Raw genomic sequence first — 14249 nt, forward strand, 5'->3', positions numbered from 1 at the left:
CGACCACGGCAGAATCTCCGTCGAACGCGACGATGCGGTAGCCCAAGAACTGGATTTTCGCCAGATCCGAGTCGGGGGTACGGACTTTTGCGCCGTTCTCCACCGCCTCAACATGCTGGAGGGTCTCATCCTTCAGCGGGCCGTCCAACAGCGCATAGTCAAGCAGACCGCGCGTGCCCTTCCCCGGGGCGTCAATGTTCCCGTGCACCACGTAGTGGTAGGTGGCCAGGAGAGCGCCGGTCTGGGTGTGGGCGAAGCCCACGCGATATCCGTCGCGCTCGGTGCAGGGACCGGCGCCGTCGACGACCGGGAGAGGCGCCCAGCGCTCGATGACCCACTGAGTGGCCTCCGGCGGGGTGGTGCTGATGTCTCGGTCTGTGTTGTCGAGGGTGCACGTCCCATCCGGGACGGTCGGGGTCGTCGTCTCGACCGGGGCCGACGAGTTGGAGGGCTGCGGCGCCGGCTCGGCCGTCTGGGACGGCTCGACCCAGAACACCCGCAGTGCCCACACGCCCACGGCCACAATGACGATCAGCGCGAGGAACGCGAGCAAGACCCACGGGGCACGCTTCGCCTGCTCCGGGCTCTGCTCCTCCGGGCGCGCGATCCGGTTTGCGTTGCGGCTCCACCAGCCGGGGTTTTCCTTCGCCATGTCTCGCTCCGTCCTGTCGTGTGCCGTTAGGCGATTGCGTTCCAGATCGTTCCCGATGCCCCGAGGATGATCGCGAGGACCAGGGGCCACACCGGCGCCGAGGCGTCGGCCTGGCCTCCGCGGTTGCGGGCCTGCGCGGCCTGCACGAGGCCAACGATGAAGTAGATGAACAGGACCGCTCCAACGCCCCAGAGAGCCCACGTAACGATCGTGTTGATGTTCTCGACGCCGGGAGGAGCCTCGCCGCCGGACGGCGGGACGTAACCGGTGAGTGCAGTGAATGCCGCGAGGATCTTCATGATTTCTTCCTTTTCTTGGGTGCCAGAGCAGCCAGGACCAGCTGCACACGGACGTTCTTAGGGATCTCGACGGCTCCGGGCTCCCGCCACGCGGGTACGAACGGAACCGTCATCGTGCGCGGGTACACGCCCGCCACCTGCTTCGCGAGCTGCACGGTCGCCCGCGACAGCTTGGGTCGGTCATGCACGAGGATGAGGCCGCGAATGTCGTAGTCGACATCTCCTCGCGCGTTTGCGCGTGCGAGGACGGCCGCCGCTTCCAGCCCTGCGGGGTGGGTGGCTGCGACCACGAACGCGGGAGCCTGCCATGCCGGCGCGTGCACTCCCCCGTCGACGACGGCTTCCCCGGCCAGGCGGGCGAGCGTGCTCACGCCGACTCCGCCGGACGCTCCCACGAGCCACACCGTGTCTGCGGTGATCGTTGGGGCCTGCACCGCGGGCGCCGCCGGGGCGACGTCGCGCGCGAGACGAGGGGCGTCAAGCCCGGTCTGCTCGGCGGCGTTGCCCAGGATCGGATCGGTCTCGATCTCCTCGGGAACCTCGACCGGGGTCGCAGCGGGCAGGAATGGGTTGCTCATAGTCCCCGCCCCACAGCGGCCGCAGCTGCGAGCCATGCGCGTTGCGTGTTCGGCTGCATCGCGTCGAACCGGATGCGGCCGGCCTTCAACGCGTTGTCGAAGGGAACGATGACGACGAAGCGCACCAGAGGCTCGAACAGACCGGCGATGCGCTGCGCCTCAACCATGTCGGCCGGCTTCCAGCAGCTCACCACGACGACGGCGTTCTCCGCCAGGCGCGCCCCGTGCTCATCACGTTCCGCGATAGTCTGCAGGGTGCGTGATCCCAGCTCCGCGCGGTCCTCGCCGGTCGTGGTGGCGATCACGAGCTGGTTCGTCAGCTCGATCATCGCCTTCCAGTTCGCAGCGCGAGCGGTGTTCCCCGAATCCATGACGAGCATGCGGTAGTACCTCGACGCCACGGCGTGGGCTCGGCGCACCTCCTCGGCCTGGATCTCGTGATCTCCGAAGTCGTTCTGATCCGACCAGAGGACGTCGTAGCGATCGGCCGACTGGTGGTGCACGTACCCCGCGATGAGCCCGTGGCTCTGGCCGTCTCGGAGGCGGTCCTCGTCGCGCAGCAGATCGAGGACACTTGCCCCGTGCGGCTCCTGCTCGGTCCTGATGGGGAGCGTGCCCGAGTTCTCGTTGTTGTCCCAGGCGAGAACACCGCCGCCGCCGTAACGGCCGAACACGGCGGAGAGGCCGGCGACGACCGGGGTCTTCGCGCTGCCGCCCTTACGATTCACGACAGCGATCGTGCGCGTGCCTGGCCAGTGCCGAGACACGACAGCGATATCGTCGCGCTCGGCCAGCTCGGCCGCGGACGGCTCCTGCTTGATTCCGATACGAGTCAGGAGCCCGCGGAAGCCTTTCGCCGCGGGATCGTGGCGGGAGTCGTCGACGAGGAACGTCGTGTCGCGAAGGCTGCGCCGAGTGACGGGCCCCTGATCAGCCGGGGGCGCCGTGGTCACGGCCGGCTCCACGGGGTAGTCCGTTCGGTGCTCTTCGACCGGGGTCGAGGGAAGATCCGGCCGCGGGGGCACCGCGAGGTGCGGCGTCGACGACGGGGCGGCCGGTGCAGCTGTGAGCAGAGACGCACCCGTGGGAACGTCCTCGATCAGCGCAGGCTCCGGCGCCGCGGGAGCAGGAGCAGGAGTCGGCGGGGCCACGTCCTGCAGCTCGGCGGCATCGGCCGGGCTCGGGTCTGCAAGCGGGACCAGCGACCCGTCCGGGTGCGCCGCGAACACGTGACGACGCCCGTTGTCGGTGATTTCCAGTCGGCAGACCTCCCCACGCTCGCGCACCGCGTCTTTCGCGGACGCGAGTACCGCGTCTCGAGCAGCTTTCAGATCAGCTCCCGGTGCAGTGAGCTGCACCGACTCTCCACCAGCGCGCACGGTCGCTTTGCCGTCGCGCGTCACCACACCCTCAATGAGTTCCATCACTCTCCCTTTCCGTCAGTCGGGCTCGGTTCGGGGGTGGCAGTCGGGGTCGGCTGCTGCACCTCCAGCACGTAGTAGGCGTTTCCATCAGAGCCGTGAGCTGCGCGCACCACGGCGCGGCCGTCCGGCAAGATCACATCGGGGATCACGGCACCGCTGCGCATCGGCAGCATCGTGCCGTCGGGCGAGATCCGCACACGATCGTCGCCGCCGTGCTCGGTCCAGCCGAACCCGGCGCGGGCGGTCACCGTTCCCCGCTCCGCCTCCGTCACCGTTCCGGTGCCGAGGTCGAGCAGGAGAGATCCGATGCCGACCAGACCGGCGGATGCGTCGACGGTCGCTGTACCCGACGATCGCCCCGTCGCGTCGAACGCGCTCTCACGGGTCAGACGTCCGTCCTCGTCGACGGCATCGACCGTGTAGGTCTTGGGGCCGAACCGATCAGCCCAGGCAAGGATCAACCGGCCGTCGACGAACGCCACGATGCGCGACAGCGACAGCCCCTCAGCCGGCGCCCCCAGCGCCACCGCTTCGGGCAGAACCGGGCTGTCGGAGGTCGTGACCCACAAGCTCGACTGCTCCACGCTCACGCTGACCAGCCCCTCGCCCACGGTCCCGATTGGGACCGACGTCGCCGGCACCTGCCGACGCTCCCACGAGCGATCGACCAGCACCGCCCCGGCCTGCCCAGGAAGCTCAGCGAACGGGACATCACCAAGAACGATGTTCCGCGCCGACGTCTCCCCGTTGGTGAGTACCTTCCCCGTCGAGCGATCGATCACGCTCACTCCCGTGTTGGAGCGGGCGGCGTAGATCACGTCGGAGTCGGCCGGCGCATAAAGCGCGGTGACGTTTCCCGCCGTCCCAGAGCGCCACAGCTGGCGCCCGGTCTTCGCGTCCACCGCGATCACGTCTGCGCCGTCCGCGAGAACCAGCACGTCACGGCCGGCAAGGATCGCGGCCGCGCCCGGCTTCTCCGCCTCGATCACCCAGCGGGCGTACGTGTCCCAGCCGGTTGGGGCCGACACCGGCAGCTGGCCAGGGTCAGGCGCCGGCGCTTCGTCGACGGCGGCCGGCTTGTCGACCACTGGCGTCGGGAGCATCCCGCGCGGGACAACGACCACGGCGATCGCCACGGCTGCGACGACGCCGACGCCGATCACGAGCCACCACTGACGAGGCACTGTGGACAGGCGGCCGCGGAAGAAGCTGGAGCCTCGGGGGGCCTGCTTCTCCGCTCCCCCGGTCTCCAGCTCCTCCAAGGTTTCCTCTTCGGCGTCGACGACCATCATCCACGTGTCGCCGTCAGGTGTGATCCCCTGAACCCGGCAACGGGGGACGTTGAGCCGTCGAGCTGCCGCCGCCGCAGCGGCACCCGCCGCCGTCGCGAGATCCGGGTACGCGGCGACACGGATCGGTTCTCCCACGCCCGCGGCATCCGCGACGGCCATGTCACCGTCGAACGTCAGGCCGATGACGGGCCATGCCGGTACTGCGTTCTTCCTACTCACGCCGCTTCCCCCCGAGGTCTGGGATGCCCGGGCGTCGCGCCCGATACGCATACACGTGAGACGACCTTCCGGCACCCGCCGAAGCCGTCCCCTATTTGGGGGACACGCCCCGTACCGCCGAAGCTCCGGCGACATGATCCCCTGGCTGCTGAGCGGCCGAGAGCTCGGGGGGATCGGGTGGCGGCGTCCCGTGGGGCGAGAACGCCACCACCCGGGCTGAACGGCGCGAGCGCGCCGAAGTCACGGTGTATGGCTTCTTCGAGCCGAGAGTTACGCAGAGTGTCCACGCGAATGCCCCACATTCACAGTCGAATATGGGGCTAACGCTACTTGCCAGATAGCGAGACGTCAAGGACAGTTCTAGTTAATTAACAAGTCTCGCAGTTTCGTGCGGGCCTCGACGTCGGGCACAGTCAGCTCGAAGCCGTGCGGGCACGCGGCTGTCTTCACGAGCGTGACCCTCTGCGCGTTGTTCGCGACGAGTTTCGTGGTGCTGTTCCACGGGACCACTTCGTCATCCTCTGAATGGATCACGAGAGTTCGCACGGGCAGTGACCCGGAGCCGGTCCAGTCCAGCTTCCGCACGTCAACGGGAGCGGGCAGGCCGAGCAGTTTGGCTCCAAGCCGGGACCGGAGGATGAGCCCGGCGAGCAGCGCGGACTGGCGGGGCAACCCTGCCTTGACCGCGCCGTACTCGATTGTGGCCGGCCAGCTCGACACCGGGCACATCAGCACCAGGTCGTCGACGGCGCTCGGCTCCCGTTTCAGCAGCTCGAAGACGAGACCGGCTCCCATGGACCAGGCAACGACTGTCACGCGCTGAGCGCCGTTCTCGCGGGCGTACCTGATCGCGTCGCGCAGCTCGGACCATTCCTGCGAGCCCAGCATCGCGGCTTTGCTCTTCGGGCCGTCTCCGGAGCCGCGGTACGTGATCGTGAGCGACGTTGCACCCGCCTCTCGCGCGGCCGCCACGGTACGAAGGGTGACGCCGCGCGATGTCCTGATCCCCTGGACGTGGATCACCCAGTGATCCGGGTTCCCCGGGAACAGCCAGGCGTCTCGATGCTCACCGCTCGCGAGCGGAACCTCGACGCTCCGGAATTCGCCGACCTCGTCCGGCGAGGCGAACCCGTGCGCGCTCCAGTATCCGGTTGCAATCCCTGTGCGATCTCCTCCGTCGTCAATCAGCTGGCGGTGCACCGTCCCATCGTCGGCGCGCAGCACCTCGCCCACGCGAACGACGGCCGCGTCGTCACCGGTTAGATGCAGGAGGTACTCCCCCGCCGCCATTGTCTTGTCGCTCTTCGGGAGAGCCACTTCAGAAGCGGAGAACTCCACCTGCAGCAGCTTCGGCTGTGCTTCGGCGTTCACTACACGCTTCGCGAGGATGAGGCCGACCCCACCCACCGCGGCGGTCAGAGCAACCGCGCCAGCGGCTCCGATGACTACGCCGATCACTGCGCTGCCGCCGGAGTCGCACTCATCCGGATCACGTGCGGTGCGGGCACCTGCAGGTTGAGCAGGTGCGTCGCAAACCGCAGGGACCACTGCTCGGCACGCGTGAGCTCAACGGCGTTGCCGATGTCGGCGAGTTGCACCGCCAGCCGGTAGGTGCCGTGCGTGATCGTCTCGGCCGAGTGATGCTCGGGGTCGTCGACGAGGGCCGGGTGGGCGGCACTCGCACGCCGCAACATTGCGTTGGCGATCGCCAACGCAATGTGACGGGCACGCCTGGCCAACGGGAACCACGCCAAGCCGAGCGCGATCAGGAGAATGCCGCTGTAGAAAAGCGGGTTGAAGAGATCCCCCACCCACTCAGGGCGGGCGCCGACCACACGGGCCGTGAGGTACACAATCTCGACGATGCTCGCCACACCCATCAGGACCGCCCCTACACGGACGACCGTGTAGGGGCGCGGTTCCCGCTTCCCCAGAGCGAGGAAGATCTGGACCATCAGATACGCGACATAGGCCATGTAGATCGAGGCGTACAGCCACAGCCAGCCGTCAGCGGCGGAGGACCGAATGAACGAGTCGTCCGTCGGGCCTCTGTCCATGATGATGAACGGGATCGTGAAAGCAACGATGACGATGCTCAGCTCCCACACCGCACGACGAGCCGGCCACGACCCGGTCGCCATGTTCGTCGCCGTCATCGTCATGAACCAGATCGCGAGCGTGGCCAACACGTTCTGCAACAGATTCACGACGTTCGTTCCACCGAACCAACTGTCAACGGTCTGCAGCGGCACGACGGTGCCCACCATGAAAAGCGCACCAGCACCCGTCAGCAACGCCAGCTCGCTGAGCGAGCCAGCACCCCCGCGACCGATCGCGGGAAGGCGCAACACTGCGAGCAGCGCCAGGGCGATGAACGCTGCGAATTCCATCAGCCCAACACCGCCTCATCCTCTGGGTGCTTGGGTCCGAGCATCACTTCCGCGATTGCCTGTGACAGTTTCTCCGCCTCGGCCTCCCGGACGGACTCGGGGTCAGAGAAGTCGATATCGGTCTCAAAGTCGGCTTGCCCCGAGCTTCGCGCCAGCAGGGTCTGCCCGGGCCGCGGCGTCACTCCCGTGCGTCGTCCCGACGGCAGCGAGGCGCATCCGGTGTGTTCAAGAACCAGGTGCGACAGCTCGTGAAGGACGCTGTGGAACTGATACCAGCGGGGGTCGGGCTTCCGGATCAGGACTCGTGCCTCGCCTTCGCTCAACACCACCAGCCCGGTCACGGTCTCCCACTCACGCCCGCCGACAGGATCGATCTCGATGCGCCGGCCTGTAACCGTCGCCACGACCGTCAGCAGCGCTTCCAGCGAGGAACCGGGCACGAGTCCCAGGCGCGCAAACGCGGCCGCTGTCCGCTGACGCAGCTCGTCAGCGTTGCGCGAAAGACTCGACTTCGTCATCGTTCCAATCCCCCCCCGGATCGTCTCTCAATCGGATGAGCCCCTATGGGCCGCCCTCAGTGATGCCGCGATCGCTCGAAGGCCGGCGGGGCTTACATCGCCCACAGACCGTGCGAGCACGCTCTCTCCGCCGACCTCGCGGATTGCGCTTCGTAGCTCGAGCTGTGCCTCCGTCGCCTCCGCCAGTCCCTTGTCGTCCAGATCCGTCAGGTAGCCGACGGCCACGCCTGTGTACTCAGCCACGGCGTAGAGAACTCGAACGGGCACCTCTGCGCCTCCAGCGCCCGAGAGCAACTGCGACCACTCCTCGACAGTCAGATCGATCTCTCGCTCCGCCGCGAGGTCGATCAGCACGGCGGCATCGAACTGCGGCCCGGCGGTTCGCGGTGATGACTCCAGCAGCCGGAGACGTCGTCCCAGCTCCACTGGATCCGTACCGATGGTGGGTTCAAGCCCCTCGTCGTCGGCGGCCGCGTACTTGGATGCCAGTCGAGCAATTTCGAGCGGGTGAACGCCGAGGGCCCGGGCGAGGTAGTCCCAGTCGTTGATGTTGAACGGCGCGCTGCCGTTCAAGCGTCCGTACAGGTAGCTCGGATCCTTGTCGATCCGGTCTGCAAGCTGTTGCACGGTCAATCCCGCGCGCCCGCGAAGCTCGGATACCGCACGCGCAACAGCGCGCGCCCACGCCGATGCTTCACCCATCCCACGAACGCCCATACGGCTATCGTACGTTCTCGTCAATTAACGAGAATGCCGCTCCCCTGTCGACGCAAGATCCGCGAAATTTCGGGATTGTTGAGGCTCCCCAACCTTCAAGCCGAGATTGATCCTCGGCGTGTCCCTGCGGATTGAAACTCAAGCTTCGGTTTACTGTCGGGACTATGGCTAGGTCAGAGCGTCCCTATCGGCGTCGGAAGGAACCCCTTCTCGACCCCCAGCAGCTCGGCTACACCGTCAACGGCAAGAGCAAACGAGGCTGGGAAGACCTGGCCGAGTTCCTGAAGGTATCGCCTTCTGAGCTGTTCGACATCATGGTGCAGAACCTGCCACTGGACGACTACGGCCGTCCCACGTGGCTTCCTGAGCCGCCGACCGAGGACGGAGTGCTGCAGATGCCAGCCGCTTAACGAGATGAGGCCCGCCTAGGGCGGGCCTCGAAACTCTAGTGCCTGATCTGAAGAAGTTTGGCGACAGAACCAGATCTAGGCGATGTGAGGAAGAACCGGCCGCGGGCCGGACCTTCGTTGTACCCACTCCCCGAAGGAAGTTGGTGTCTACATGGTAGCTTGTGCTGCCCAAAATTCAAGCGATATCCCCAGGGTTATCGGCGTGTCCCCCTTCCAGGGGACAGCACCCGGCGCCGGCCGGCCGCCGCAGCGGACCGATAGTCGACGCCCGGCACGCGCGACTCGTCGACGGGGTGGGCTGGTGCTCCAGCCCGAGCCTGGTGCCTACGCATGTGTGACGGTCGCGCCCCCGTCCGACTGGCTCACGGCCGCGGAACACGTCATCGGGATGCCCTCCTCCGAGGCCCTGAGACGCCGTCTGCGCGTCGCAGGCGTCTCCACGGTGCTCCGGGCCTGCCGCGAGTGGGCGGCGGCCGCAGACCACCGCACAGGGCGCGGCGTGGCCATTTCGCACCAGACGGTCGCTGAGCGCATCGGATACGCCCCTGCGACCGTGAAGCGCATCATGCGGTTCCTGAGCCGTCTGGGGCTCATCGTGGAGGTCGTACGGGGCGCGAACCGGCTCACCCTGGAGCAGCTGGCCGAGGCCCGCGAGCTCGGCGGGATCTCGCAGCGGTCGGTGGCGTCCACGCGGGCCCTCACGATCCCTCGTTCTGTGGACGGCACCCCCCTACCTTCTCCGCGACCAGTTCACGAAGAATCACCGGTTAAGAGATCCCTGCCAAGGCGCGCAAGCGCGCACACGGCCGGCGCTCCGCGCCGTCGAGCTATGAATGAAGTGTTCGATTTGGACGGTTCCCTGCCTAGCTGGCGGCCCGGAGTCCAAGACTTCGCTGCGGAGCTGGTTCGCCGGCTCCCCCGGCTCCTCTGGACGTCACGCAGCGCACCTCGGCGGGTGCGCGTGCAGCTGCCCGACGGGCGCACGGACCTCCAGTGGGTCGGCGGCCGCCACATCGGCCAGGTGTGCAGCGTGATCGCTCGGGAACGGCTCGTCGAGCGCGGCTGGACCGTCGCCCAGGTGCTCCAGCTCGTCGACGAACACCGCAAGACGCTGCGCGTCGACGTCGACCCCGCCGAGCAACGCGACCCGCTCGCCTGGCTCGTCTGGCTCATCCGCCGCACGATCGGGCAGGATCAACTCTCCCCGAGCCTCCAGGCGCAGCGCGACCGCGACCAGGCCCGCGCGGAGAACGAGAGCCGCCGGGCAGAGGCCGCGCAGCGGCGCCAGGAAATCGAGGCCCAGCGCCCCGAAATCGACCGGATCATCGCAGACATGCACCGCCGATTCCCGAGGCGACCCCGGCCCCGGCGCAGCTGACGGATGCTCAGAGGATGAACACCAGCGCGTTGAACAGCGCGTGAGCGACGATCGCCGCCCACAGACTCCGGGTGGCGATCGCCACGACGCCGAAGATCGCACCGGTCACGCCCGCCGACACCGCGTTCAGCAGCGACCAGTCCAGATGCACGAGACCAAACACCCAGCTCGTGTCGACGAGCGCGGCCGCGGTGACGATCCCGCGAACCCACTGGTTCGACGTCGACGCCCCGACCACGGCGACGGCCACCAGGAGCGCGCCCCGATGGGCGATCTCTTCCGGTGCCGCAGCGTAAGTCGCGAAGAAGACCGCCGGCACCCACGCCGGCGCTCCACCCATCGCCTCGACTCGAGCATCCGTCGCCGGCACGCTCCCCGCGAGCACGGGCACCAGACCAAGCAGGTAGCCGGCCCCGAACGCCGCAAACGCGGCGATGACGCCCAGGCCGACCGCGACGGCCAGACGGCGGCCGCTGATGAACGCGAGGCCGAACACATCACGGAGTAGCCGACGAAACAGCGCCCACGCGCGGGACAGCACCCGCCGAGCGCGGCGCCGCAATGGCGGCTCCCAGACCACCAGATTCAGCATCACCACCGCGATAGCGGCCATGCTCATCCCCAAGACGCCGATCCGCACGAGCACGCTCGGCGACTCGAATGGCGTCACACCGGGTAGTGCATTGGCGATCGCGCCGCACACCGCGGCCGACACCATCCAGAGCGCCGCCCACAGGAGCAGCATCATCATCGCATTCTGTGCTCGGCCCAGCAGCAGCATGCTCCTCCGCGACCGCATCCCCGCGATGAGACCGGGCGCCGGCGCCGAGGGCTCCGGCAAAGATGCAGTGACGTCGGCGGAACTCATGGCAAGCATCCTCCCACCGCCCTTCGACACGAACACGCTGCCCAGACCCCAATGTGCACAGCCAGCTACCGCCCGGCTGCCTGCACACAGTGGGGACGGCCTCGCATGTCACGACCCAGCCGGTGCCGGCTTTTTTGCTGATGACGAGGGGGTTGATCAGGAAAGTGCAACGTCACGAGCCCCAGAACGTCCCAGCCGCGCGGCCGACGTTCGCCCCGAGCCGCCTACCGACGTCGAGCGCGGGAGAGATCCCGAGGTTGTCGCGCTGCGCCACGGGGATACCCAGCTCTACCGAACACCCAGCGGCCCCGGCGCGTACGTTCCCGAGAAAACACGATCAGAACACTAGACAGGATTGACCAACTAGACTAGACTGATAGTAACAACACGGCAGACCACCGGGACTAACCAACCCATATCGACAAGGAGCACAGCATGACTACTGCAACAACATCCGCCGGAGTCCTTGAACTCATCGACCCGCAGACCCTTGACGTGGCGACCAACGTTCGCACGGCGGCGGAGGCGAGCCTCGACAAGGAATTCCTTGACAGTGTGAGCGCGAACGGCGTTCTTGTTCCTATCGTGGCAACCCGCGATGAGAGCGGCGTGCACGTCCGATACGGACAGCGCCGCACTCTGGCCGCTCAGCATGTCGCCCTCGCGAGCGTGCCGGTCTACATCGTTGAGGCCGACGACGCCGACGACGCCCAGCGCATCGTGGAGCAGCTGGTGGAGAACGATCGAGCGCGTCGAGTTCGAAGAAGAATAATCCGAACCCACACTAGACATGATTGACCAACTAGACTAGACTGAGAGTAACAACACGGCAGACCACCGGGACTAACCACCCCACATCGACAAGGAGCACACACCATGACTGCGAAGCGCCAGACCAACCGCAAGGGCCGCACTCCCGAGCAGAAGCGCGCGGAGATGGAGCAGCTGCACAACACGCTCACGGCCGCCGTCGAGCAGCTGCGCGACTCCGAGGCCTGGACCGCCTACCTGCGGTTCGCGCGGTCGTTCCACCGCTACAGCTTCTCGAACCTCCTGTTGATCTGGGCGCAGAACCCGGAGGCCACCCAGGTCGCCGGATACCGGGCATGGCAGGCGAAAGGCCGCCAGGTTCGCAAGGGCGAGCGCGGCATCCGGATTTACGGCACGGGAACGGTCAAGGTCGCAGCTGACGACGAGGACAACGGCGAAGAGGTCGAGAACGGCCGCCGCCGCGTGTTCTTCCCCGTGAGCGTCTTCGACATCGCACAGACCGAGGTCATGGAGGGGCACGAAGATGTCTCCGAGCTTGCCCACCCGCTGACCGGCGAGGATGAGGGCGGCATCCTCGCCCGGGTCGTCGACCATCTGACCGCATCAGGCGCCGTGGTCGAGATCTCGCCACTGGCGACCGCCAACGGCTACACCGAGCCGGCCCCGGAGGGCACGGGAGGGCCGGTGCGCGTGGTGATCGCTGACCATCTCTCCCCCGCTCACCAGGCCAAGACCGCCCTTCACGAGGCCGCGCACATCACCCTGGGACACGTCGAGGACCTGGCCGAGTACGTCGAGCACCGCGGCCGCTTCGAGGTCGAGGCGGAGAGCGTCGCCTACGTACTCGCCGGAATGCTCGGGATCGACAGCGCTGCCTACAGCGTCGGCTACGTCGCCGGATGGGCCGAACGTGCCGAGGCCGACGTCATCCGCGACAGCGCAGCCCGAGTCCTCGCCGCGGTGCATTCCCTGGCCGACGCGCTGCACATCGACGCCGAGCCCGACACGGAGCGAGAGGCCGCCTAAGACAAGTCGGGTCCGGCCTCCCGAGGGAGAGCCGGACCCGACTACAACACGGCAGCCGGTTACCACACCGGCAGCACCCCACCAGGATAGCGCCCATACGACGACCCAAGGAAGCCGCAGCCTGACCATATTGACCACCTAGACGAGACTGCGAGCAACGACATGGGCGACCAGCGGGACTAACCGCCCCAAAGACGGGGCGCCGGGGCGCGGGGCGGGGGCATCGAGCCCCGCGCCGCGCCAGGCTCCGCCCGGTGTACGCCGGCGAGCGGGGGAGAGGGCCGCGAGCTGCGCCACCCGCCCCAGCCGGTGCCGGGCAACATCGCTGATGACGAGGGGGTGGGCATCGAGGGGGGGGGGAGAGGTGCTGAGGCCCGTCCGGGTAGCAAGAGCGCGAGAAGCGTCCGCACCGAGCCGCCTACCGGGGATCGAGGATGCGGGGGAGTGGGCGAGGTTGTCACGCTGCGCCACGGGGATACCCAGCCCTTCCGAACCCCCAGCAGCTCCAGCGCGTACGTTCCCGAGAAAAACAGAAAGAAACACTAGACAGTATTGACCAACTAGACTAGACTGAGAGTATCAACAAACCAGACCACCGAGGACGTGGGACGGCGACCAGGAGGGATAGGGACATGGAGCCTGTGACGGTCTACACGACGGGTCCGAGCTGCGTGAAGTGCACCATGACCAAGCGGATGCTCGACGGGTCCGGCATTCCGTTCGTCGAGGTGAACGTCAGGGAGAACCCCGCCGCCTACGCCTACATCACGGAGGAACTGGGCTACAGCATGGCACCGGTCGTCGTCGTCGACGAGCAGGATCACTGGTGCGATGTTCGGCCGGACCAGATCGACCGCATCGCCGCACATCTGAGCTAGAAGCGGGGGAGGACGACATGAGCGATGCAAGCGAGGAAGAGCCCCGGTACTACTCGCAGGCGACAGCCGCAGCGATGGACCGTGAACTCACCGAGGCACGTGTTCGAATCCGGCAGCTCGAAACCCTGGTCGGCATCTTGAACCGAGAGGCCGAGGAGCAGGCCGAGAGGGTGGCGGAGCTGCGGGAGGACGTCTCGCGCTGGCAGGGCCGCTACGTGCAGGCTCGCGCAGCTGAGATCCCAAACGAGAAATAGCACGCCCGCATTACTAGACAGCATTGACCAACTAGGCTAGACTGATATCAACAACACGGCAGACCAACACCACCAAACAAGGAGTCATCATGGCAACCACCTCTTTCGCCGGCAACCTGGCAGCTGACCCGGAGCTGCGCTACGCGCAGAGCGGTAAGCCCGTTGCCCACTTCACCGTCATCGAGAACCGCCGGCGCCGTACGGCCAACGGCTGGGAGGACGCAGAGCCCAACGTGTTCCGCGTCGAGGTCTGGGATCAGCAGGCCGAGAACGTGGCCGCGTCGCTGCACAAGGGGGAGCGGGCTCACGTCGAGGGTCGAATCGTCACCGATCGATGGGACGACAAGGACAGCGGGGCCCCTCGCACGGCGCAGCACGTCGCCGCCGAGGAGGTGTCGTTCAGTCTCCGCTTCCACACGGTCCAGGCCACCAAGAACTCGGGCAAGACGTCGGCCGAGGACGACGCACAGATCCCGTCTTGGGACGACGCACAGATCCCGTCTTGGGACGTCGCGCAGATCCCCGGCGAAGACACCCCGTACTGACCAGCGAGGGCCGGGGAGCGACACGCCCCC

At 67.2% G+C, this 14249-nt stretch carries 17 protein-coding genes; 7 read left to right on the plus strand and 10 right to left on the minus strand.

Annotation, left to right across the window (positions count from 1 at the left end; translation table 11 throughout):
* The 9 genes from KZC56_RS17245 to KZC56_RS17285 all read right to left on the minus strand — a co-directional run.
* On the minus strand, nucleotides 1-652 hold a 652-nt coding region (locus KZC56_RS17245), incomplete at its 3' end, for a DUF8175 domain-containg protein (RefSeq protein WP_247639114.1).
* 26 nt (nucleotides 653-678) lie between these two features.
* Entirely contained in the window at nucleotides 679-951 is a 273-nt protein-coding gene (locus KZC56_RS17250; protein ID WP_247639115.1) for a hypothetical protein, read from the minus strand.
* Nucleotides 948-1529 (minus strand): DUF6668 family protein, encoded by a 582-nt coding sequence (locus tag KZC56_RS17255; RefSeq protein WP_247639116.1) that lies wholly within the window; start codon nucleotides 1527-1529, stop codon nucleotides 948-950. The genes KZC56_RS17250 and KZC56_RS17255 overlap by 4 nt, the downstream gene beginning before the upstream one ends.
* Nucleotides 1526-2953 (minus strand): MinD/ParA family ATP-binding protein, encoded by a 1428-nt coding sequence (locus tag KZC56_RS17260; protein ID WP_247639117.1) that lies wholly within the window; start codon nucleotides 2951-2953, stop codon nucleotides 1526-1528. The genes KZC56_RS17255 and KZC56_RS17260 overlap by 4 nt, the downstream gene beginning before the upstream one ends.
* A complete protein-coding gene (locus tag KZC56_RS17265; protein WP_247639118.1) occupies nucleotides 2953-4245 on the minus strand; it encodes an outer membrane protein assembly factor BamB family protein in 1293 nt (430 codons plus the stop codon). Before KZC56_RS17265 ends, KZC56_RS17260 begins: the two co-directional genes overlap by 1 nt.
* Before the next feature lie 579 nt (nucleotides 4246-4824).
* A complete protein-coding gene (locus tag KZC56_RS17270) occupies nucleotides 4825-5835 on the minus strand; it encodes an alpha/beta hydrolase family protein (RefSeq protein WP_247639119.1) in 1011 nt (336 codons plus the stop codon).
* Nucleotides 5836-5918: 83 nt separating this feature from the next.
* Nucleotides 5919-6854, minus strand: a complete 936-nt coding sequence (locus tag KZC56_RS17275) for a hypothetical protein (RefSeq protein WP_247639120.1) — start codon at nucleotides 6852-6854, stop codon at nucleotides 5919-5921.
* Nucleotides 6854-7372: a hypothetical protein gene (locus tag KZC56_RS17280; RefSeq protein ID WP_247639121.1), complete on the minus strand. Its 519-nt coding sequence runs from the start codon at nucleotides 7370-7372 to the stop codon at nucleotides 6854-6856. Before KZC56_RS17280 ends, KZC56_RS17275 begins: the two co-directional genes overlap by 1 nt.
* A 27-nt stretch (nucleotides 7373-7399) precedes the next feature.
* Complete coding sequence (locus KZC56_RS17285) at nucleotides 7400-8089, minus strand: helix-turn-helix domain-containing protein (protein WP_308194381.1); 690 nt, start codon at nucleotides 8087-8089, stop codon at nucleotides 7400-7402.
* Between the two features lie 164 nt (nucleotides 8090-8253).
* Between KZC56_RS17285 and KZC56_RS17290 the strand changes: the two genes are divergently transcribed.
* Complete coding sequence (locus KZC56_RS17290) at nucleotides 8254-8499, plus strand: hypothetical protein (protein ID WP_247639123.1); 246 nt, start codon at nucleotides 8254-8256, stop codon at nucleotides 8497-8499.
* A 961-nt stretch (nucleotides 8500-9460) separates the two neighbouring features.
* Complete coding sequence (locus KZC56_RS17295; RefSeq protein WP_247639124.1) at nucleotides 9461-9877, plus strand: hypothetical protein; 417 nt, start codon at nucleotides 9461-9463, stop codon at nucleotides 9875-9877.
* A 7-nt stretch (nucleotides 9878-9884) separates the two neighbouring features.
* Here KZC56_RS17295 and KZC56_RS17300 read toward each other — a convergent pair whose 3' ends face one another.
* Nucleotides 9885-10745, minus strand: coding sequence for a CPBP family intramembrane glutamic endopeptidase (locus KZC56_RS17300; protein WP_247639125.1), 861 nt, complete (start codon nucleotides 10743-10745; stop codon nucleotides 9885-9887).
* Nucleotides 10746-11180: 435 nt separating this feature from the next.
* On the opposite strand from KZC56_RS17300, the gene KZC56_RS17305 reads away from it, so the two are divergent.
* The 5 genes from KZC56_RS17305 to KZC56_RS17325 all read left to right on the plus strand — a co-directional run bounded on the left by KZC56_RS17305 (nucleotide 11181) and on the right by KZC56_RS17325 (nucleotide 14219).
* Nucleotides 11181-11543: a ParB N-terminal domain-containing protein gene (locus tag KZC56_RS17305; protein WP_247639126.1), complete on the plus strand. Its 363-nt coding sequence runs from the start codon at nucleotides 11181-11183 to the stop codon at nucleotides 11541-11543.
* A 78-nt stretch (nucleotides 11544-11621) separates the two neighbouring features.
* Nucleotides 11622-12542 (plus strand): ArdC-like ssDNA-binding domain-containing protein, encoded by a 921-nt coding sequence (locus tag KZC56_RS17310; RefSeq protein WP_247639127.1) that lies wholly within the window; start codon nucleotides 11622-11624, stop codon nucleotides 12540-12542.
* Between the two features lie 632 nt (nucleotides 12543-13174).
* A complete protein-coding gene (locus KZC56_RS17315) occupies nucleotides 13175-13420 on the plus strand; it encodes a glutaredoxin family protein (RefSeq protein WP_247639128.1) in 246 nt (81 codons plus the stop codon).
* Between the two features lie 17 nt (nucleotides 13421-13437).
* Complete coding sequence (locus KZC56_RS17320) at nucleotides 13438-13674, plus strand: hypothetical protein (RefSeq protein ID WP_247639129.1); 237 nt, start codon at nucleotides 13438-13440, stop codon at nucleotides 13672-13674.
* 89 nt (nucleotides 13675-13763) lie between these two features.
* Nucleotides 13764-14219 (plus strand): single-stranded DNA-binding protein, encoded by a 456-nt coding sequence (locus KZC56_RS17325; RefSeq protein WP_247639130.1) that lies wholly within the window; start codon nucleotides 13764-13766, stop codon nucleotides 14217-14219.
* Nucleotides 14220-14249: the final 30 nt, after the last annotated feature.

It is taken from the genome of Microbacterium sufflavum (assembly GCF_023091155.1).
GTDB lineage: Bacteria > Actinomycetota > Actinomycetes > Actinomycetales > Microbacteriaceae > Microbacterium > Microbacterium sufflavum.